The following is an 18,817-nucleotide window of genomic DNA, read 5'->3' on the forward strand; positions in this document are numbered from 1 at the left end:
GGGATACGCTTCGGTCCCGCTCTTCGCTTGCGCCTTGCGCTCGACCACTTCCCGGAGCCGAGGCCCTCGCGCGGGGGCGGTGAATCATGCATTGCATATTTATGTATTATTAAATATGCTGTCCTGTGCAATTCACCTGCTGAGCCGAAACGAGGGCGCAATGAAAAAGGAAGTCAAAGAGTATCTGCAGGAAATTAGTTTTCATGAGTATTCATGGAAAGCCGCAGGCGGGGATGACCCTTCCAAGCGTAAACGCGATGCAAAAGAGATCAACAGAGGCGAAGGCTATGAAGTCGTGGGTGTTATCGTGGCTGTCTTGGAGGCGCTTGGCCTGGACGCTACGATTGCGAACATTTTTGATGTTGAATTTCATATTCACGCGTCAGAAACCAGGAACCGCCAAGAGCTTATTGATGAATTGGTGGAGGCGTTGGGACAAGAGTCTTGAATCCGTCGGAGGCGATGGCGTTTCGGCGTTCATGCCGCATCTTTTTCCCCGGACCTGGGAACCTTGCCTCGGTGGCGTTGCCTCGCCTTTACGCCTCGCGTCCGGCGGGGGCGGCAACCCCGGTCTGTCGCGGCAGCCGGCAATCCCGCGTCTTCCACCGGCCGGGCTGCCGCAACTTCGATTGCCGCAATTGCGTGGCGGTCTTCGCCTCCGGGAAGGTGGCCCCGCTTCCCGGGTTCCGCCCCTGCATGGTGCGCAGGCCCTGAATCCGGAATGCGCCGGAGCGGCCCGCATGGAGGCGGACACATGGAATGTTCGATTGTTGATATGCAAATATATATAGCATATGGTGCAGAAAGCGGAGGGCGGGATGAGAAAAGCCATTGAGACGTTTCTGCGTCGGAAAAGTTTGTACTCCTATGCCTGGCGGGCGGTGGGAGGGGATGATCCCAAGAAAAAGGCGCTGGATGCGGCGCGGGTCAACCGGACCGAGGGGTACGAGGTCCTGGAGATCGTCGCCGCCGTCCTGCGCCGGATGAAGTGGAAGGCCACGGACGCCAGGATCGCGGATGTCGAATTCGAGGTCCAGGCCTCGGACGAGACCGGGCGAGAGGCGCTCATCGACGGGATCGTGGCCGTGCTGGAGGCCGAAGCCTAGACCGACAGCGGAAAGCCCGCCTTGGCGAAGGCGAACTGGCCCGCCTGGAGCAGGGCGATCTCATTCTCTTTGGCCGAGACCTGGCGGTATTTCTCCTCGTCGGGCAGGGCCGAGTTCCAGACCTGGCAGATTTCGGTTCGCACCACGTTGATGCGCCGCTCCAGCCCGTCCAGGGAGAAGGTGCCGTTCTTGATGGGCTCGATGGCCGCTTCCTTGAACGCGGCCACGGCCGCCTCGGAGAATTCCGTCCGGTCGCCGAAGAGGCGCATCCCGCAGCCCGTCCCCCGGGCCGACGTCTCGCGTCCGTCCGGGCCGAAGGCCGACGCCGCCTGCCCGTCCGGGGGCGCATACGCCGCCGCGCCGGGCCATTCGCAATCCGGCAGGCCGAGCGGCATGTCGTACAGTTCCGTGTACATGACCGACCCTCCATGGTGGTTTCCGTCCGTCCTATCGGCGGGAGCGCGGAAAACCTGAAGGGCGGGGGGTCAGATGGAGACGTAGTCCCCCTGGAGGAACCCGATGAAGTCGGTGATGCCGGCCTTGCGCGCCACGACGTAGTTGGCCGCGTAGCGGGCGAAGCTCATCTTGCGGCCGTAGACGTTGTATTGCGCGTCCGGCCCGGCGAAGTCCCAGCCGAAGAAGGCGGCGACGCGGGGGTCGAGGGGCTGCTCGAACTCCGGGAAGGGGTCGCCAGGCGCGTCGGGCGCGGCCGGGTCCGGCGGTTCAAAACCGAGCTCGCGCAGGACACCGGCGGCCGCGTGGTCCATGAGCAGTCGGCCGGGATGGTTGACCGTGTTGAACAGCCGCTCCTCGCGATAGCGGGAGAGCAGGAGGTCCACGTACTTGACCGGGGTGCGCGCCTCGCGCTGCCGTTCGGTCTCGATGGACCGCGCCGCCAGGCCGAGCAGGTCGAACTTCGCGGCCACGTCCTGGCGCAGGAAGAGGAGCACGGTCTCCTCGGGCGGCAGCCCCAGGTCCACGATCTCGTCCAGCAGGAGGCAGCGGTAGTCGAACCCCTTGCGGCCGTCCCAGAGGGGCCAGTAGCCCTTGAAGAACATGTTGGGAATGCACAGGGACGCGGCCGACTTGGGCAGCTTGCCGAGCAGGGTCTCCGAGGCAAGGTCGCCCCAGCGCGGCTCCAGGTGCTGGTAGAGAAACAGGGAGCAGGCCGCCAGTTCCCCGTCCGGGATGGGCTCGCGCACGTAGTTGGTGTAGAGGCGGGTCTCGAAACGGGCCGCGAACTCCGGGCAGCGGTTCAGGCGCTCAAGGAGCGGTTCGCCCTGGCAGTTGGCGTGGAGAATGCAGCGTTCCCTGGTCATGCGCCCTTCGTGGAATGGGAAAAATCGTCCGTTTTCACTAGCATGGACGGCCCGGGCGTTCAAGTGCCGTCAACGCCGGTTTACAGCCGGGCCCTGGCGGTGTATCCCACCGGAACCAATTTCCATTCCATACGTGAGGGAACCATGCAAGAACGCTTCAGCTCCGCCATCGGCGCCATCCGGCCCGTGGACCGGTCCCTGGCCCCGGTCGGCCAGGCGCACATCGACAACCTGACCAAGCCCAGGGGCAGCCTTGGCCGCCTGGAGGAACTGGCCCTGCAGCTCTACCTGATCCAGGAGGGCGCGCCCGTGGCCGATCCCATGCGCATCTACACCATCGCGGGCGACCACGGCGTGGTCGCGGAGGGCGTCAGCCTCTTTCCCCAGGAAGTCACCCGACAGATGATCCTCAATTTTCTGAACGGCGGCGCGGGCATCAACGTCCTGGCGGGCACCGCCGGGGTCCAGCTCTACGTGGTCGACGCCGGGGCCTGCGGCGGGACCTTCGACGAGCACCCGCTGCTGATCCAGGCCAAGGTCGCGCCGGGCACGGCCAACCTGGCCGTCGGTCCGGCCATGACCCGCGAGCAGTGCCTGGAGGCGCTCCTGCTGGGCGTCTCCCTGGCCGACCGCGCGGCCGAGGCCGGGGTCAAGGTGCTCGGCACCGGCGACATGGGCATCGGCAACACCACGCCTTCCACGGCCCTGTACTGCGCCTACCTGGGGCTTGAGCCCGTAGAGATCACCGGGCCCGGCACCGGCCTGGACAAGAAGGGCGTGGCCTCCAAGGCGGAGGTCGTGGCCCGCGGGCTGGCCGCCAACCGCGCGGCCGTGGAGTCCGGCGACCCGCTGGAGGTCCTCGCGGCCCTGGGCGGGCTGGAGATCGCGGCCCTGGCCGGGCTGATCCTGGGCGGGGCCAGGAACCGCCAACTGGTCAGCGTGGACGGCTTCATCTCCACGGCGGCCTATACGGCGGCCTGGAAGATCTGCCCGGCGGTGGCGGACTACTGCGTCCTGAGCCACGCCTCGGCCGAGCAGGGCCACAAGAAGGCCGTGGCCGCCCTGGGGCTCACCCCCCTGCTGGACCTCGGGTTCCGCCTGGGCGAAGGCACGGGCGCGGCCTGCGCCATGTACCTTGTGCGTAGCGCGGCGGACATGTACAACAAGATGGCGACCTTCGCCTCGGCGGGCGTCTCCGAGGGCTAGGGGATACTTCGGGCCGCGCTTGGCGCGGCAAAATGAATAGGCCGGGCGAATGCGTTTCGCCCGGCCTATTGCGTTGTCGTGCCGTTTATCCCGGCCGTATTGCTATGCCGCACCCAGACTCCCCACGGATTGGACGATGTCGCCCTTGGCGTTGTAGGTGCCGCTGGCCTGGATCTTGACGAGATCGCGGGCCATCTCCGGGTTTTCCAATACCTGCCTCTGCAAACGAACCTTGCGCATGGCCTTCATCTGGTCGGCGACGTTAGAGCCGTGCACGTCGAAACTGGTGACTTCCATGATGCGTACCTCCTTCCATGGAGCGTTTACCGTGTAACCTGTCGCTCTTATCGGAGGTTCTTTAGAAAACTTTATGGAGCGGGGAAGAGGCCAGCGGGGAGAGGTCCCCACTACCCTGATTTCCCTTATCCTTTCCAGGACCACCATTTCAGTTTCTCCGGGTCGGGCCGGTCGGTTTCGGCAAAATAGACGGCGCAGCGGAAGACATAGAGCACGCAACGGTCCACGTGGGTGCCGACCTGCTCCATGAGCCGGGCGTACATGGCCTCCGGGTCCTCGCCCCGGAGCTCCGCCACCGAGCCGTATCCCAGGGAGACGAGGTCGGCCGCCAGGCTGGGGCCCACGCCGGGGATGGCCCGGAGCCGCGTGGTCGCGTCCTTGTCCATCAGCGGGATTCGCGGGCGTAGACCTCGTCCAGGATCGCCTTGCCGCCCGCAGCCAGGACCTTCCCGGCCAGTTCCGTTCCCACTTCCCAGGCTTGGTCCGCAGGTCCCTCGGCCTCCATGCGGATGGGCCGGGAGCCGTCCACGTCGGCCACGAAGCCGGTCAGACGCACCCGGTCGCCTTCCAGGCGGGACCATGCCGCGATGGGCACCTGGCAGCCGCCGTCCAGGCCGGTCAGGAAGCCGCGTTCGGCCAGGACCTGAATCTTGGTGGGCGCGTGGTCCAGGAATTGGAGCAGGGCCGCGACCTCGGTGTCTCGCGTGGCGAACTCGATGCCGAGCGCGCCCTGGGCCACCGCGGGCAGGAAATCGGGCGGGCCCAGAATCTCCTGCGTCGGGGCGGACAGCCCCAGCCTGTTGAGCCCGGCCGTGGCCACGACGATGGCGTCGAATTCGCCGTCCAGGAGCTTTCGCACGCGGGTGTCCAGGTTGCCGCGCAGGGACCGGATCTCCAGGTCCGGCCGCAGGGCGGCCAACTGGGACTGGCGGCGCAGGCTGGAGGTGCCCACCAGGGCCCCCTTGGGCAGTTCGTCCAGGCCGTCGTAGTTGACGGAGAGCAGGGAGTCGGTGGCCGCCTCGCGCTCGGGGATGATGCCGACCTCCAGCCCTTCCGGCAGTTCGGTGGGCACGTCCTTCATGGAGTGGACGGCCAGATGGGCGCGGCCATCCAGCAGCGCCTCTTCGATTTCCTTGACAAAAAGCCCTTTGCCGCCGACTTTTGCGAGAGGGACGTCCAGAATCTTGTCGCCCTTGGTCTTTATCTTGAGCAGCTCGACCGTCAGGCCGGGATGCTCGGCCTCCAGAAGATCCTTGATGTGATTGGCTTGCCAGAGTGCCAGGGCGCTGCCCCGGGTGGCGATGACGAGTTCTTTCATGGGAAACCTGTGGCGGACTAGTGGCCGCAGCTGGAGCAGTTGCCGCCGGAGCAGCCCGAGCAGGGGCTGGAGGCGGAGAAGGAGGAGGACGACGCGCCGCTGTCCGAAGCGCCCTCCGAGGGCGCGGACCCCCCGGCCCCCACGCGGCAGCGGCAGGCGCTGATGAGTTTGCCGGTCTTTTCGGACCCGCATTTCGGGCAGGGGGGGCAGGCGTCGCGATCAAAGACGAGTTCCTCGAATTCGTGGCCGCAGTCGTCGCATTTGTATTCGAAAATGGGCATGATTCGCTCCAATGGCTTGATCCGTTCGCCCGCCGCGCGGGCAGAGGGAATGCATAGCGGAAAAGGGACCGGCTGGCAACGCCCGGTCCCGGACAGGAGGGAAGGTAAGACCTGTCACCGGATTGTCCAGGGTTTGTATTATAACAGACTCCCGGACGCGGCCCGTCTATGGTAGCCGGACCGGAGCGCGAGCGTTCGGCGCGTCCGTCGGGGGAGGGGGACGGAGCCACGCCCGCACGGCAAAGGGACCTTCATCACTTATGGCGGAAATACGGATACACGGCAACGCTGACAAGCGCAGGGCGGCGGATGTTCCGGAGTTCGGACCGGACTTCCTCAAGTGCGCCTTCTCCACCGTCCGGACCATCAAGGTGGGCAGCGGCTCCACCGCGCGCAAGCAGGAGACGCGCCATCTCTGGCTGGTTGAGCACCGAGGCGACGACACCTTCGGCGTGCGCAAGCTCAACACCCAGTTCGTGCCCGTGGGCGAGGAGTCCGTGGTGGACCGCGAGACCCTTCTGGCCGAGTACGCCCCCGAGGTGGACATCTACAACTCGCGCGTCAAGCCGGCCGTCGCCGCCCTGGACAAGACCCTGGACACCGCCGACGGCCATCGCGAACGCCACGAGCCCCTCTCGGCCGAGATGGAGTACACCCGCGCCCTGGACGTGGACGAGCGCAACGTGCGCGCCACCTTCGGCCTCGGCCTGGTCTACCTGGAACGCGACGACGTGGGCAAGTCCCGCGTGATCTTCGATGAACTGGTGGGCATGGACGCCGCCTTCGAGAACCGCCACAAGCACCTCTTCAACGAGTTCGGCATCAGCCTGCGCAAGAAACGCCTCTTCGACGAGGCGGTGCAATATTACTCCCGCGCCCTGGAGATCAACGGCGACCTTAACGGCGAGGACGAAAACCTTTACTACAACCTCGCGCGCGCCTATTATGAAAATGGCGAGTGGAAACCGTGCGTTGAATTCGCCGGGCGCGCCCTGGGCGTCGACCGGGGCCACGAGCACGCGCGGGTGCTCTGCCAACTGGCCGTGGCCCTGGCCGAAAAGCCGGACCTGCTGCCCCGGTACGACAAGCCCTCGGTCCCGGCGGAAACGGCGGCCAGGGCGGCCGAACTGCTGGGCGCGGACGACAAGGACCGCCGCAGCCTGGCCGAGGCGGCGGAAACACCGGGCGGGGACATCGACCTTTCCCTGGGCTTGTGAGGAGTTGGCGGTGGGCAAGCGGCTTGAGATAACGCTTTTCGGCACCTTCTACCGGGTGGCCGCCATCCGGATCACCCGCGCCCTGGCCAAGACCGGCATCCGGACCTACGGCACGCGCGGCTGGAACGCCATCGTCACCGACATCGCCCTGGGCGCCGGCCGGTCCAACCTCATGAGCGAGGTGAGCCATACCCTCGGCCAGGAACTGTCCGTGGACTACCGGGCCGACGGCATTCTCATGCAGGGCGGCATCTTCGGCCTGGAAATATTTCACGGCGGCCTGCCCCTGGACGTGGACGTGGTCGAGGCCGAAAGCCGCACCCTCTCCCCCGAGCGCATGGCCGAGGGCGCGGGCCACGGCGACCTGCTCGGCGTCTTCCAGGGCCGGTGCGACGGCGTCCTCTTCTTCCGCTGGGACGAAGCCGACGACGTCCGGGGCGAGGACATCGCCCTCTGCTATGACCGTGCGCACCGGCTCGTCAACCGCAAGACCGCCTTCGACCTGGTCGCCGACGTCACCTGGCGCGGCAAGCGCGGACGCCGCCGCCAGGACGCCGGCATCGCCAAAAAACTCGAACGCCTCAAGCCCGTCTTCCACATGCTCGACTGATCCCGCCGCGGGGAGGGCCTCATCCGCCGGGGCGGCGCATCGTTGCGAGGCGCAGTTTACGCCACCCGTCCAGGTGACATCCGAGGCCGGGAGGGCCTTCGAAGGTGCGTCAGGGGTTGGGAACGGCGGGCGCGGGCGAATCGTTCCGGGCGGCCTGGAGCAGCTTGAGTGCCCCTTGCAGCGATTTTGAAGTGGCGTGCAGATCGTAGATGGAGTCGTCATATCTGGGCCGGGAGAGCTTGGGAAACTCGGATTCCAGCCGCTCCAGGATGGCCGAGGCGATCCTGTGCTCGAACAGGAAGCCCGCGTCCGTCAGGTAATCCTGCGGCTCGCTCCAGTCGTATTCCGGGGACGGGTCGGCGCAGTCCAGCACGGAGACCTTCTCCTCCGGCCAGGCCAGCGCGTCCTGCCGGGTCTTCAGGACGACGACCATGAGCCTGTTGGTTTCGGAATGCCGCTCAAGATAGTCCTTGATGCCCGCGATATGCTCCCGGAAGCCGTCGTGGCCCAACTGCTTGCGAATGAAGTTGCTGATGCAGTGCACGGCAAGGCAGTTGCCCCCGGCCAGCCGGGCCCGCAACGTCTCGACCCTTGTCCGCAGGGTCTCGCGGAAGGCGTCCAGGTGCGCCGCCCGCTGTTCCGGCAGGGCGAGGTCTTCGGCCTTCATGGTGTCGTGGTTGAACTGGATGCCTTGGCGCTTGTTGATGAAGACGCAGCGGTTCGACTGAGGGAGAAAACCGTCGGCCTCGTAGCCCGCGAAGTCGTTTCTCAGCAGGTCCGCCACGGCTTCGTGGGGGTGCACCGCAAGATCGAACGGCATGCGTTCTTCCCCCAGGGCCAGGTTGGGCTTGAGGCCCCACCGCGTGGCGACGGTGGCCGGAAGACAGTGCATGCCGAGGCTCATGACGGAGCAGTCCATGCCGCGGGCTCGCTGGAAGTACGCATGTTTCCGGGTCAGCAGGCGTCGCAGCACCGGTAGCCAGGCCTTGTCCACCGGGAGGGAGTCGAGGTAGGCGTCCAACGCCTCGGGGCGAAACAGGAATGCGGAGGACAGCCTTTGCAGGAAGTTGAGTTCAGCCGTGTTCATAGGAAGCCAGCCAGCGTGTATAGTAACGGGGTATCGGGAAAGCGATTGATAAATCAACTTGTCGGTCATGGCAAACCCAAAAGGGTGGCCCGGACAACGCGTCCGTGATTATCCGGAGGTTGCGGGAGGACGCGCTCCGATGCGTTGGTGCGCAGCCGTCGGCAGGGCGCCTGCTCGTTCCCTGCTTCATCCCTCTCGGCCCCAGCCCGAAGAAAAGGCCCCCGGCGTTTTGTCGGGGGCCTTTCGGTCTACTTGGCGGCGGGTTGCTTGAGTCGGGCCAGGGGCCAGACCTCGTCCACCTTTTCGATGGTCTTGATGGTGATGCGCTTGCGCAGCTCCTCGGGAATCTCGGCCAGGTCCTTTTTGTTCTGGGCCGGGATGAGCACCTTTTTCATGCCGCGCGAGACGGCGGCGAGGATTTTTTCCTTGATGCCGCCCACGGGCAGGACGCGGCCGCGCAGGCTGATTTCGCCGGTCATGGCCAGGTCCGGGTGGATGGGCGTGTCGGTCAGGGCGGAGATGAGCGCGGTGACCAGGGTGACGCCCGCCGAGGGGCCGTCCTTGGGCGTGGCCCCGGCCGGGACGTGGACGTGGATGTCCATCTTGTCGGCGAAGTCGGGGTCGATGCCGTAGGCGTCGGCCCTGGCGCGGGCGATGGACAGGGCGGCCTGGGCCGATTCCTTCATGACGTCGCCGAGCTTGCCGGTCAGGATCAGCTTGCCCTTGCCGGGCATGGTGGTCACCTCGATGTGCAGGATTTCCCCGCCCACGGGCGTCCAGGCCAGGCCCACCGCCACGCCGGGCGGCAGGGTCGGCTCCTTCTCGTCGTCCAGGAACCGGGGCGGGCCGAGGAGGGTGTAGAGGTTCTGGGTCGTGATCTTGAACGGGCCCTTTTCGCCTTCGGCCTTGCGGCGCGCCATCTTGCGGCACAGAGTGCCGATCTCGCGCTCCACGTTGCGGAGTCCGGCCTCGCGCGTGTATTCGCGCACGACCTTGTTGACCAGCTTGTCGGTGATCTGGAACTCGCCCTCGGCCAGGCCGTTTTCCTCCACCTGGCGGGGGATGATGTAGCGCCGGGTGATGACGGTTTTTTCCTGCTCGGTGTAGCCGGGGATGCGGATGACCTCCATGCGGTCCAGGAGCGGGCCGGGGATGGAGTCGAGCATGTTGGAGGTGCAGATGAACATGACCTTGGACAGGTCGAAGGGCACGTTCAGGTAGTGGTCGGTGAAGGAGAAGTTCTGCTCCGGGTCCAGGACCTCCAGGAGGGCCGACGACGGGTCGCCACGGAAGTCGCTGCCGAGCTTGTCGATCTCGTCGAGCATGATGACCGGGTTGCGCGTGCCGCACTGTTTGATGGCCTGGATGATGCGGCCGGGCATGGCCCCGATGTAGGTGCGGCGGTGGCCCCGGATCTCGGCCTCGTCGCGCATGCCGCCGAGCGACATGCGGTGGAACTTGCGGCCCAGGGAGCGGGCTATGGAGCGGCCGAGCGAGGTCTTGCCCACGCCGGGCGGGCCCACGAAGCAGAGGATGGGGCCCTTCATCTTCGCGTTGAGCTTGCGCACGCTTAAGTATTCGAGGATGCGCTCCTTGACCTTTTCCAGGTCGTAGTGGTCGTCGTTGAGGATTTTCTCGGCCTTTTTGATGTCGAGCCGGTCGCGGGAGAGCTTCTTCCACGGCAGTTCGATCATCCAGTCGAGGTAGGTGCGGATGACCGTGGCCTCGCTGGATTCGGCGTGCATGGTCTCCAGCCGCTTGAGCTGCTTGACGGCTTCCTTGAGCACGTCCTTGGGCAGGCCGGCCTTGAGCAGGCCGGCGCGGAGCTCTTCCAGCTCCTCGCTCTCGTCGCCCTCGTCGCCCAGTTCGCGCTTGATGGCCTTGAGCTGCTCGCGCAGGTAGAAGTCGCGCTGGGCCTTGTCCATGCCCTCTTTGGCCATGGTCTGGATCTTGTGCTGCATGGAGGCCACCTCGACCTCGCGCAGCAACTGCTTGTTGACCATCTCCAGCCGCTCGATGGGGTCGTGGCACTCCAGGATCTTCTGGGCCGCGCCGACCTTCATGCGCAGGTTGGAGGCGATGAGGTCGGCCAGGCGGCCGGGCTCGCTCACGTTGTTGAGCACGCTCATGATGTCCTGGCTGGAGATGCCGCGCAGGGTGAGGATGCGCTCCGACTGCTCGCGCGAGGAGCGGATGAGGGCCTCCTGCTCGTTGGTCAGGCGGCCGACCTCGGGCTCCATGATCGGCTCCAGCTCGGCGATGTGGTAGGGATCGCTGGAGGTGAATTTCTTGACGCGCGCGCGGGCCAGGCCCTGAACCAGGACCTTGAGGCGGCCGTCGGGCATCTTGAGCATGCGCATGATCATGCCCACGGTGCCGGTCTGGTAGAGGTCGTCCGGGCTCGGGTCCTCCACGGCCTCGTCCTTCTGGGTCAGGATGAGGATGTAGCGGTCGCCTGACAGGGCGGCGTCCACGGCCTGGACGGATTTCTCGCGCCCGACGAAGAGCGGCAGGATCATGTAGTTGAAGACCACGATGTCGCGCACGGCGAGGACGGGCAGCACCTGGGGGATGTCCGAGGGCGCGGGGCCGGACATGCCCTCGCCGTCGCCGAACAGGCCGGCCGCTCCGGCGGTGCCGGTCAGGGCCTCGATGATGTCGGGCAGGTCCTCGCCCGCCTTGGGGGCCTCCTCCGCCGGTTCGGGCTTCTTCGGTTCCGGCTCCGGCGGCTTGCGCTGGATGCGGATCGGGCGGATGGGGGATTTATTTTTTTTCCTGCTCAAGGGATTCGTCCTTTGATTGAGGTGTATTTCGCGTGTCTTACCCCATATATGTCGTCAATTCGCCTTGGCAAGGGTATTATTAATGTAAAGGGGGGGCGTTTTTGCGGGGCTGCGCCGGGGCGCAAAAAGGCGGGCGCGCAGACCTGGCCGGCCGGAAGGCGAGCGGCGGAAAGGGGAGAAGGAAGGGCGTGCGGCGCGGGAAGCCGGCCGGGTTCAGTGGCGGACCAGGAACCGGCCGGAGCCGGGGGCTTCGTCCACCTCGGCCCACTGCGCGTCCACGCGGGAGACCCTGGCCAGGGGCGGGCCTTCGTGGAGCCGGGCCAGGAACCGTTCCAGGGCCTCGCGGCCGCCGCGCGCGGCGAGCTCCACCGCGCCGTCGCGCCGGTTGCGCACCCAGCCGGAGAGGCCCAGCTCGCGGGCGGCGTCACACGTCCAGCCCCGGAACCAGACGCCCTGGACCATGCCGTGCACCACCGCCCGCAGCTCGGTCATCACAGCCTCCCGTTTTCGTTGAAGCTGTAATAGTCGCGGTCCGTGACCACGATGTGGTCCAGGATGCGGATGTCCAGCCCCTCGGCCGACTCGCGGATCTTTTCGGTGAGCAGGACGTCCTCCATGGAAGGGGTGGGGTCGCCGCCGGGGTGGTTGTGGGCCAGGATGACGCCCGCGGCCTCCAGGCGGAGGGCTGTGGCCACGATCTCGCGCGGGAAGACCGGAGTGGCGTTGACGGTGCCCTTGCTGACCTGCTCCCAGGCGATGAGCCGGTTCTTGGTGTCCACGAAGGCGGCCCAGAACTCCTCGGTGCCCTTGCCGCCCAGGCGGGCCATGGCCGCCTTGGCTACCCGGGTCGGGTCCGAGAGCGGCTCGCCCCGCCGGGCGGTGTCCTCGCCCAGCCGGGCGAAGAGCTCCTGGAGGAGCGCCCAGTGGGCCCTGGCCGCTTCGCCTGCGCCCTTGACGTCGGCCAGCCGGTCGGGCCGGGCCATGACCACCTCCTTGAGGGAGCCGAAGCGGGCGATGAGCTCTTTGGCCATGGGCTTGGTGTCCCGGCGAGGCAGGACCGAGGCCAGGACCAGCTCCAGGATTTCGTAGTCGGCCAGGGCGCGGCCGTCGCGCAGCAGCTTTTCGCGCAGGCGCTGGCGGTGGCCGAGATAGTGGGGTTTTTCCGGCTTGGCGTCGGGCATGGCGGCCTCTTTGGTCAGCGTCCGGCCCGGGCGGGGCGGAAGAGCTCCACGAGGTCCGCCGTCAGGCTGTCCAGGACTTCGTCGTACTTGCGCTCGCCGGTCTTGATGGCCAGCTCCGCGCCCATGGCCAGGTCGATGAGCCGGGCCACTCCGCGCGGGCCGAGGCGCTGGGCCAGCGGCGTGTTCTTGCGCACGGCGAAGGGCGAGCCGCCCGCCTTCTCGTTGTGGGCGATCTGCCAGAGCATCCGCGCCTGGCCCGCCAGAAATCCGATCAGGTTGAAGAGCATCTGGTCCTTGGCCGACTTGGCGTGGTCGCTCAGGATGCGTCGCCAGACCGCGCCCTCGGCCCCCGGCCGCCCCAGGGCGTCCATGAGGTCGAAGAAGGCCAGCTCGCCGGACTCCGGGACCAGGGAGGCGTGCTCGCGCCGGACCACGCGCCCGTCCCCTGCGGCCAGCTCGATCTTGTCCAGCTCCAGCCGGGCGGCCGCGCCGTCCGTGGGCAGGACCATGGCCAGGGCCTTGTCCGCGCCGGGCTCGAAGGTGAGCTTGTGGCGGGCCGCCCACCGGGCCACGAACTGCGGGAGCGACTGCCGGGTCAGCCCGGCGGACTCCCATACCCAGCCGTTGTCCCCGGCGGTCTTGAAGACCCCGCGCCGGGCCAGGGGGGCCGGGATGGGCGCGCCCTTGCCCTTCCATTCGCCCTCCAGGCAGAACATGGGAAAGACGTCCGGGGACACGGCCCGGAGCGCGCCGTCGAGCTTGTCCCAGTGCTCGGCCTTGAGGGAGTGGGCGCGGCGGACCACCAGGGCCTTGGGCTGCGGGAAGAGCGACTTGATGGTCAGCTCGGTCCAGAAGGCCGGGGGCAGGGGCTCCTCGTCGTCGCCCCAAAAGGTTCGGGTCTCCCACCCGGTCTGGCCCGAGCCGTCGAGCAGCTCGCCCATCCGAGCCTTGAGAAGCTGCGGGTCCGGGCAGGCCAGGAAAATGTACTTGGGTCGGCTCATGGCGGAGGCGGCTAGTAGTTCTGGGCCATGCGGTCGGCCAGGCGGCGGATGCCGAGCATGGTGACCTCCATGTCCGCCTCGCTCTCCTGGCCGGAGAAGAAGGGCCAGCTCTGGTCGATGCGGCCCGAGCTCCATACCACGGAGCCGTCCAGGGCGGACTTGACGGTCGCCTCGAAGTCGAAGTTGGCCGTGGACTGGAGGGTCTCGTCGCTGGAGCCGGTGACCGAGGTGGGCCGGTTGTAGCGGATGATCCGCAGGGAGAGCAGGGCGTCGGCGTCCTTCTGCTCGTCCACCCAGGTCACGACGCCGCGCCGGGTCAGTTCGTCGCGCAGCAGCTTGCGCAGCCTCGGCTCCAGCCAGGACATGGTGGTCGGGTTCTCGATCCCGGCGATGGCCAGGGTCCGGTAGCGCTCCGGGAGCACGGACTGGCCGGACTCGCCGAAGGAATAGCCGCAGCCCCACAGCAGGAGCAGGACGAGCAGAGGGAGGATCGCCCGCGCGGCGGCGCGGGCCGGGGACATCGGGGTCGCGGGTGTCTTCATGGCGCGGATAGTACGTGGAATCGGGAAAAAGGTCCACAGGGGGTAAAGCCCTGCCGCCGCCCGGCCGATACGATGCATGACGCGCCTCGCCCTGCGCGACGCGTCGGGAGACGAAATTCGGGGTTGGGAGACCCCATCAGGACCCGCATGGATGCGGGGAGGGAGCAAAGTGTATGGCCAGGGACGGCGATAGGCTTTTTTCGGTAATCATCCCTTCCGCCGGCCGGCGGCCCAAGGCGCTCAATCAGGCGGTCACGTCGGTGCAGCGCGCGGCCGATTTCGCCGGGCTGGATAGGGATCAGGTGGAAATACTCATAGGATTCGACGGGGTGAAGGGGCGGGCCCCGGCCTGCGCCCATCCCGTGCTCGCCTTCAACCTGCCCGAGGACAACGACTGGGGCAACGGCATCCGCAACACCCTGCTCAAGGTGGCCGCCGGGGACAAGGTCCTGTTCCTGGACGACGACAACACGCTCAAGCCGGTGGCCCTCCATCTCTACCTCCGCCACTTCGACGCGGAGATGATCGTGGGGCGGATCGACACCCAGCTCGCCTTCGACAAACCCTACCTGCCGGTGCAGGACTCGGGCTCGCTGGTCCGGCCGGGGAACATCGACCCCCTGTGCCTGTGCGTGTCGCGCCGGCTGGTGGTGGAACGGTGCGGCGGCTGGGGGTTCGCGGGGCGGTACGAGGCCGACTACCTGAACATCCTCAAATGGTACCGCCGCGCCCAGAGCGTCACGGTCATCGAGGAGGTCGTGGGCGTCTACGACAGCGGCCGCAGCCTGGACAACAACGCCCTGTCCCGACGGCAGCAGACCCTGCTGGACCGCCTGGCCGCCGAGCGCGGCGCGCGGCTCTCGGCCCGCACGCCCATCAAGGTCGGCGGGGCGAGCCTTACACTGGCCTGATCGGGCGGGGCGGCCCGCCCGCAAGCCCGGCGCTTCCGGCGCCGGGCCTTTCTGTCGTCCCTGCTCCGTTTTTTTGGGCGCGTTCGGCCATTCCGCGCTTGCGGAAGGATCATTATTCCTTCATTGTCCCACCGCAACGAAATTCCCTTTTGCGAGGTAGAGTACATGGTCGGCCGCCGCCCCGCCTCCCGCATTGTCGAACACCCCAGGATATGGCTGCATTTCACGCTCCAGGTGAGTCTGGTCGTGGTCATCTTCGTGGCCGGCCTCTATCTCGGCGTCTTCATGCGCGACCGGAATCTCATCAAGGACCAGATTCTCGTCAATGCCAGAAGCCACTTCCAGAGCATTGTCCTCACCCGGCTGTGGAGCGCGGGATACGGGGGCGTGTACGTCGAGAAGAAGAAAGGGGTCGAGTCCAACCCCTACCTCAAGGACCCGGAGGTCGTCGCCAGGGACGGGCGCGTGTTCACCCTGCGCAATCCGGCCATGATGACCCGCGAGGTGTCGGAGCTCGCCGCCGCGGACGGCGCCTTCCTTTTCCACATCACGAGCCTGAGGCCGGTCAACCCCGGCAACGCGCCGGACGAATTCGAGACCGCCGCGCTGAAATCCTTCGAGCTGGGCGCGCCCGAGGCCTGGGGAGAGGAGACGCGCGGGGACGCCACCTTGTTCCGGTACATGGCGCCCCTGGTCGTTGAACCGGCCTGTCTCCATTGTCATTCCGAGCGTGAGAACAGGGTCGGCGACATTCGCGGCGGCATCTCCGTGACCCTGGACATTTCGGACGTCAAGGCGGCGATGGGGACCAGCCATGCCGTCATTCTGGGGCTGGTCGCCTTTTCCACGGCCGGGGTCATCGGCGTGTTCCTGCTGTTCGTCCTGCGCCTGATGCGTCGTCTCACGGCGGCCGACGCCAAGATCGCCATGCTGGCCGTGACCGACGAATTGACCGGGCTGGCCAACCGCCGGGCCTTTTTCGAGCGCTTCGAGGAGGAGGCGGACCGCGCCGGGCGGTATGGCACCCCGCTCTCGCTGGTCATGTTCGACATCGACCACTTCAAGGCCGTCAACGATACCTTCGGCCACCCCATGGGCGACACGGTCCTCACCGAGGTGGCCCGGCTCCTGTCCGCCAACGCCCGCACCTCGGACATCCTGGCCAGGTACGGCGGCGAGGAGTTCGCCATGCTCATTCCCGCCATGTCCTGCGAGGAGGCCGCCCGTGCGGCCGAGAAGCTGCGCACGGTGATCGAGGTGAACGACCCGGTGCTGGAGGGCCCGCGCGTCAAGGTCACCATCAGCGCCGGGGTGGCCGACGCGGCGTCGGTCCGCAGCGAGGGGGGCTCGCTCCGGGACAACCTGCTCAAGGCCGCGGACCGCGCCCTCTACCGTGCCAAGGCGGAGGGCCGCAACCGGGTCGTGACGCACCGCCGGGGGATGGACGCGCAGCTCGACCTGGAATAGCTCCGGCCCGGCCCGGCTTGCCTTCGGCCGGGGAGTGCTTATATTCCGGCGCATGGCCGCCCGCTACGGGCGAACGGCGGTCCTGTTTCGGATATCCACCCGTCTTTGCAACGGATTTTGCCGGGAAAAATCTCCTTTCCCCTGCCGCCCATTACTGATACTAGTTGGGTCCGCGTCGGCCGGACCGGCGGAAAATCACGCGCCTGCGCACGGATTTCCGCCACGCGGCCCTGCCCGCGCCTCAATCATCGAACAACGAAGGAATCTGATCATGGCACTGTGCACGATAGAAGAAGCCATTGAGGAGATCCGCCAGGGCCGGATGGTCATCATGGTGGACGACGAGGACCGTGAGAACGAGGGCGACCTGGTCTGCGCCGCCGAGAAGGTCACGCCCGAGGCCATCAATTTCATGGCCACCTACGGACGGGGCCTGATCTGCCTGCCCATGAGCAACGAGATGGCCGACCGGCTCGGCCTGGAGCTCATGACCCGCCACAACGAGTCCGGGTTCGGCACCAACTTCACCGTGTCCATCGAGGCGCGCACCGGCGTGACCACCGGCATCTCGGCCAAGGACCGCGCCGTCACCGTGCTGGCGGCCGTGGCCGACGACGCGGGACCCGAGTCCATCGTCACCCCGGGACACATCTTTCCCCTGCGCGCCAAGGACGGCGGCGTGCTCGTCCGCGCCGGGCAGACCGAGGGCGGCAGCGACATCGCCCGCCTGGCCGGGTTCAAGCCCGCGGCCGTGATCTGCGAGATCATGAACGAGGACGGGACCATGGCCCGCCTGCCCGACCTGGAAATCTACGCCGGGAAGCACAATCTCAAGATCTGCTCCGTGGCCGACCTCATCGCCTACCGCATGAAGTTCGACGGCAAGTCCGTGGAAAAGGTGGCCGAGGCCGACCTGCCCACCCGCTGGGGCCACTTCAAGTCCGCCGCCTTCCAGTCCGAGGCCGACGGCAAGACCCACATCGCCCTCTACATGGGCGACATCCACCCCGACGAGCCCACCCTGGTCCGCGTGCACTCCGAGTGCCTGACCGGCGACGTCTTCGGCTCGCTTCGCTGCGACTGCGGGCCCCAGCTCCAGGACGCCATGTGCATGATCCACAACGAGGGCAAGGGCGTGCTGGTCTACATGCGCCAGGAAGGGCGCGGCATCGGCCTGGGCAACAAGATCAAGGCCTACCACCTCCAGGACCTGGGCTTCGACACCGTGGAGGCCAACGTCAAGCTCGGCTTTCCGCCCGACATGCGCGAATACGGCACCGGGGCGCAGATCCTGGTGGCGCTCGGCGTCTCCAAGATGCGGCTCATGACCAACAACCCCAAGAAGATGGTCGGCCTGGAAGGCTACGGCCTCAAGGTCGTGGAGCGCGTGCCCATCGAGGTCGGGGCCTGCCAGATCAACGAGAAGTACCTCAAGACCAAGCGGGACAAGATGCACCACCTGCTCAAGGTGGACCACGTCGACCAGGTGGAAGACTAGCCCGCAAGTTGACTTTTGCCGAACCCTTGCCGTATGAGCGCACTATAGTTCATTACATTTTGGAGATATGACCATGCCCGTGAAGACCATCGAAGGACAGCTTAACGCCAAAGGGATCAAGGTGGCCCTGGTCGCCGCCCGTTTCAACGATTTCATCGTCGACCGCCTCATCTCCGGGGCCATCGACTACCTCGTGCGCCACGGCGCGAGCGAGGAGGACCTGACCCTGGTCCGACTACCCGGCGCCTTCGAACTGCCCATCGCGGCCCAGAAGCTGGCCCGGTCCGGCAATTATGACGGCGTGGTCGTGCTCGGCGCGGTCATCCGCGGCGCCACGCCGCATTTCGACTACGTGTGCAGCGAGTGCGCCAAGGGCGTGGCCCACGCCACCATGGAGACCGGCGTGCCCATGGGCTTCGGCCTGCTGACCTGCGACACCCTGGACCAGGCCATCGAGCGGGCCGGGAGCAAGGGCGGAAACAAGGGCGTTGAAGCCGCCTCCGCCATGCTCGAGACCGTCCGCGTGCTGGAACAGCTCTAGATGACCGCCACCAAGAAGGGCAACAAGCCCGGTATCCGCAGGGTGGGCCGCACGCTGGCCTTCCAGGTGCTCTTCGGCGCGTGCTTCGACGATCCGAAGCGCCCCGTAAGCATCGAGACCCAGTTCGACGTCAACCCGCTCGTCATCGAGCAGGAGTCCGAGGCCGCCCTCGACTTCGCCCGCGAGCTCGTCCTCGGCGTCACCGCGCACCTCGCGGAACTGGACAAGACCATCGAGGCCCATTCCCAGCACTGGAAGATCGAGCGCATCGCCGTGGTCGAGCGGACCATCCTCCGCCTCTCCCTCTACGAGATGCAGCACACCGACATCCCGGTCAAGGCCGCCATCAACGAGGCCATCGAGCTCTCCAAGACGTTCGGCGACAACAAGTCGCGCTCGTTCGTCAACGGCATCCTCGATGGCGCGGCCAAGCGGATGGACAAGTAGAACCT

At 66.7% G+C, this 18,817-nt stretch carries 22 protein-coding genes; 10 read left to right on the top strand and 12 right to left on the bottom strand.

Going from position 1 to position 18,817, the window contains the following annotated elements; genetic code table 11:
* Together PHP91_RS06200 and PHP91_RS06205 are read left to right on the top strand one after the other, a co-directional pair.
* Positions 1-448: hypothetical protein (locus PHP91_RS06200; protein ID WP_300138448.1), on the top strand; the 448-nt coding region annotated here is incomplete at its 5' end.
* Positions 449-818: 370 nt separating this feature from the next.
* Entirely contained in the window at positions 819-1,106 is a 288-nt protein-coding gene (locus PHP91_RS06205) for a hypothetical protein (RefSeq protein ID WP_300138451.1), read from the top strand.
* Here the strand turns inward: PHP91_RS06205 and PHP91_RS06210 are convergent.
* A complete protein-coding gene (locus tag PHP91_RS06210; RefSeq protein ID WP_300138454.1) occupies positions 1,103-1,522 on the bottom strand; it encodes a hypothetical protein in 420 nt (139 codons plus the stop codon). The genes PHP91_RS06205 and PHP91_RS06210 overlap by 4 nt on opposite strands.
* 69 nt (positions 1,523-1,591) lie before the next feature.
* Positions 1,592-2,425: a WcbI family polysaccharide biosynthesis putative acetyltransferase gene (locus PHP91_RS06215; RefSeq protein ID WP_300138457.1), complete on the bottom strand. Its 834-nt coding sequence runs from the start codon at positions 2,423-2,425 to the stop codon at positions 1,592-1,594.
* A gap of 144 nt (positions 2,426-2,569) precedes the next feature.
* Here PHP91_RS06215 and cobT point away from each other — a divergent pair, with 144 nt between their 5' ends.
* Positions 2,570-3,631 (top strand): nicotinate-nucleotide--dimethylbenzimidazole phosphoribosyltransferase, encoded by a 1,062-nt coding sequence (gene cobT / locus PHP91_RS06220; protein WP_300138460.1) that lies wholly within the window; start codon positions 2,570-2,572, stop codon positions 3,629-3,631.
* Positions 3,632-3,733: 102 nt separating this feature from the next.
* Here the strand turns inward: cobT and PHP91_RS06225 are convergent, their stop codons facing one another.
* From PHP91_RS06225 to PHP91_RS06240, 4 genes are all read right to left on the bottom strand, one after another.
* Positions 3,734-3,928, bottom strand: a complete 195-nt coding sequence (locus tag PHP91_RS06225; RefSeq protein ID WP_300138463.1) for a hypothetical protein — start codon at positions 3,926-3,928, stop codon at positions 3,734-3,736.
* A gap of 125 nt (positions 3,929-4,053) precedes the next feature.
* Complete coding sequence (locus PHP91_RS06230; RefSeq protein ID WP_300138466.1) at positions 4,054-4,314, bottom strand: helix-hairpin-helix domain-containing protein; 261 nt, start codon at positions 4,312-4,314, stop codon at positions 4,054-4,056.
* A complete protein-coding gene (gene hemC, locus PHP91_RS06235; protein WP_300138468.1) occupies positions 4,314-5,246 on the bottom strand; it encodes a hydroxymethylbilane synthase in 933 nt (310 codons plus the stop codon). The genes PHP91_RS06230 and hemC overlap by 1 nt, the downstream gene beginning before the upstream one ends.
* 17 nt (positions 5,247-5,263) lie before the next feature.
* A complete protein-coding gene (locus tag PHP91_RS06240; protein ID WP_300138471.1) occupies positions 5,264-5,527 on the bottom strand; it encodes a zinc ribbon domain-containing protein in 264 nt (87 codons plus the stop codon).
* Between the two features lie 260 nt (positions 5,528-5,787).
* Here PHP91_RS06240 and PHP91_RS06245 point away from each other — a divergent pair, with 260 nt between their 5' ends.
* Positions 5,788-6,744 (top strand): tetratricopeptide repeat protein, encoded by a 957-nt coding sequence (locus tag PHP91_RS06245; protein WP_300138474.1) that lies wholly within the window; start codon positions 5,788-5,790, stop codon positions 6,742-6,744.
* Between the two features lie 10 nt (positions 6,745-6,754).
* Positions 6,755-7,354, top strand: a complete 600-nt coding sequence (locus tag PHP91_RS06250) for a hypothetical protein (RefSeq protein WP_300138477.1) — start codon at positions 6,755-6,757, stop codon at positions 7,352-7,354.
* Positions 7,355-7,463: 109 nt separating this feature from the next.
* On the opposite strand, the gene PHP91_RS06255 is transcribed toward PHP91_RS06250, so the two are convergent.
* The 6 genes from PHP91_RS06255 to lptE form a co-directional block, all read right to left on the bottom strand.
* The gene (locus tag PHP91_RS06255) at positions 7,464-8,441 is read right to left on the bottom strand and encodes a DUF1796 family putative cysteine peptidase (RefSeq protein ID WP_300138480.1); all 978 of its coding nucleotides are present in this window, start codon (positions 8,439-8,441) and stop codon (positions 7,464-7,466) included.
* Positions 8,442-8,689: 248 nt separating this feature from the next.
* On the bottom strand, positions 8,690-11,224 hold the full coding sequence (gene lon, locus PHP91_RS06260; RefSeq protein ID WP_300138483.1) for an endopeptidase La: 2,535 nt from the start codon (positions 11,222-11,224) through the stop codon (positions 8,690-8,692).
* Between the two features lie 213 nt (positions 11,225-11,437).
* Complete coding sequence (locus PHP91_RS06265; protein ID WP_300138486.1) at positions 11,438-11,716, bottom strand: acylphosphatase; 279 nt, start codon at positions 11,714-11,716, stop codon at positions 11,438-11,440.
* A complete protein-coding gene (gene radC, locus PHP91_RS06270) occupies positions 11,716-12,405 on the bottom strand; it encodes a DNA repair protein RadC (protein WP_300138489.1) in 690 nt (229 codons plus the stop codon). The genes PHP91_RS06265 and radC overlap by 1 nt, the downstream gene beginning before the upstream one ends.
* Before the next feature lie 14 nt (positions 12,406-12,419).
* On the bottom strand, positions 12,420-13,406 hold the full coding sequence (locus PHP91_RS06275) for a DNA polymerase III subunit delta (RefSeq protein ID WP_300138492.1): 987 nt from the start codon (positions 13,404-13,406) through the stop codon (positions 12,420-12,422).
* A gap of 11 nt (positions 13,407-13,417) precedes the next feature.
* Complete coding sequence (lptE, locus tag PHP91_RS06280; RefSeq protein ID WP_300138495.1) at positions 13,418-13,948, bottom strand: LPS assembly lipoprotein LptE; 531 nt, start codon at positions 13,946-13,948, stop codon at positions 13,418-13,420.
* 173 nt (positions 13,949-14,121) lie between these two features.
* Here lptE and PHP91_RS06285 point away from each other — a divergent pair, with 173 nt between their 5' ends.
* The 5 genes from PHP91_RS06285 to nusB all read left to right on the top strand — a co-directional run bounded on the left by PHP91_RS06285 (position 14,122) and on the right by nusB (position 18,812).
* Positions 14,122-14,859: a glycosyltransferase family 2 protein gene (locus PHP91_RS06285; RefSeq protein ID WP_300138498.1), complete on the top strand. Its 738-nt coding sequence runs from the start codon at positions 14,122-14,124 to the stop codon at positions 14,857-14,859.
* Between the two features lie 165 nt (positions 14,860-15,024).
* Positions 15,025-16,326 (top strand): diguanylate cyclase, encoded by a 1,302-nt coding sequence (locus PHP91_RS06290; protein WP_300138501.1) that lies wholly within the window; start codon positions 15,025-15,027, stop codon positions 16,324-16,326.
* A gap of 271 nt (positions 16,327-16,597) precedes the next feature.
* A complete protein-coding gene (locus PHP91_RS06295; RefSeq protein ID WP_300138504.1) occupies positions 16,598-17,824 on the top strand; it encodes a bifunctional 3,4-dihydroxy-2-butanone-4-phosphate synthase/GTP cyclohydrolase II in 1,227 nt (408 codons plus the stop codon).
* A gap of 73 nt (positions 17,825-17,897) precedes the next feature.
* Complete coding sequence (gene ribE, locus PHP91_RS06300; protein WP_300138507.1) at positions 17,898-18,365, top strand: 6,7-dimethyl-8-ribityllumazine synthase; 468 nt, start codon at positions 17,898-17,900, stop codon at positions 18,363-18,365.
* A complete protein-coding gene (gene nusB / locus PHP91_RS06305) occupies positions 18,366-18,812 on the top strand; it encodes a transcription antitermination factor NusB (protein WP_300138510.1) in 447 nt (148 codons plus the stop codon).
* Positions 18,813-18,817: the final 5 nt, after the last annotated feature.

It is taken from the genome of Pseudodesulfovibrio sp., assembly GCF_028692895.1.
GTDB lineage: Bacteria > Desulfobacterota > Desulfovibrionia > Desulfovibrionales > Desulfovibrionaceae > Pseudodesulfovibrio.

Bases quoted from the DNA above. Each gene is read 5' to 3' on its own strand.
- PHP91_RS06230 (WP_300138466.1), bottom strand. From the start codon at position 4,314: ATGGACAAGGACGCGACCACGCGGCTCCGGGCCATCCCCGGCGTGGGC.
- radC (WP_300138489.1), bottom strand. From the start codon at position 12,405: ATGCCCGACGCCAAGCCGGAAAAACCCCACTATCTCGGCCACCGCCAG.
- PHP91_RS06265 (WP_300138486.1), bottom strand. From the start codon at position 11,716: ATGACCGAGCTGCGGGCGGTGGTGCACGGCATGGTCCAGGGCGTCTGG.
- PHP91_RS06290 (WP_300138501.1), top strand. From the start codon at position 15,025: ATGGTCGGCCGCCGCCCCGCCTCCCGCATTGTCGAACACCCCAGGATA.
- PHP91_RS06210 (WP_300138454.1), bottom strand. From the start codon at position 1,522: ATGTACACGGAACTGTACGACATGCCGCTCGGCCTGCCGGATTGCGAA.
- nusB (WP_300138510.1), top strand. From the start codon at position 18,366: ATGACCGCCACCAAGAAGGGCAACAAGCCCGGTATCCGCAGGGTGGGC.
- PHP91_RS06295 (WP_300138504.1), top strand. From the start codon at position 16,598: ATGGCACTGTGCACGATAGAAGAAGCCATTGAGGAGATCCGCCAGGGC.
- ribE (WP_300138507.1), top strand. From the start codon at position 17,898: ATGCCCGTGAAGACCATCGAAGGACAGCTTAACGCCAAAGGGATCAAG.
- PHP91_RS06205 (WP_300138451.1), top strand. From the start codon at position 819: ATGAGAAAAGCCATTGAGACGTTTCTGCGTCGGAAAAGTTTGTACTCC.
- cobT (WP_300138460.1), top strand. From the start codon at position 2,570: ATGCAAGAACGCTTCAGCTCCGCCATCGGCGCCATCCGGCCCGTGGAC.
- PHP91_RS06225 (WP_300138463.1), bottom strand. From the start codon at position 3,928: ATGGAAGTCACCAGTTTCGACGTGCACGGCTCTAACGTCGCCGACCAG.
- PHP91_RS06240 (WP_300138471.1), bottom strand. From the start codon at position 5,527: ATGCCCATTTTCGAATACAAATGCGACGACTGCGGCCACGAATTCGAG.
- PHP91_RS06255 (WP_300138480.1), bottom strand. From the start codon at position 8,441: ATGAACACGGCTGAACTCAACTTCCTGCAAAGGCTGTCCTCCGCATTC.
- lptE (WP_300138495.1), bottom strand. From the start codon at position 13,948: ATGAAGACACCCGCGACCCCGATGTCCCCGGCCCGCGCCGCCGCGCGG.
- PHP91_RS06215 (WP_300138457.1), bottom strand. From the start codon at position 2,425: ATGACCAGGGAACGCTGCATTCTCCACGCCAACTGCCAGGGCGAACCG.
- hemC (WP_300138468.1), bottom strand. From the start codon at position 5,246: ATGAAAGAACTCGTCATCGCCACCCGGGGCAGCGCCCTGGCACTCTGG.
- PHP91_RS06285 (WP_300138498.1), top strand. From the start codon at position 14,122: ATGGCCAGGGACGGCGATAGGCTTTTTTCGGTAATCATCCCTTCCGCC.
- PHP91_RS06245 (WP_300138474.1), top strand. From the start codon at position 5,788: ATGGCGGAAATACGGATACACGGCAACGCTGACAAGCGCAGGGCGGCG.
- PHP91_RS06275 (WP_300138492.1), bottom strand. From the start codon at position 13,406: ATGAGCCGACCCAAGTACATTTTCCTGGCCTGCCCGGACCCGCAGCTT.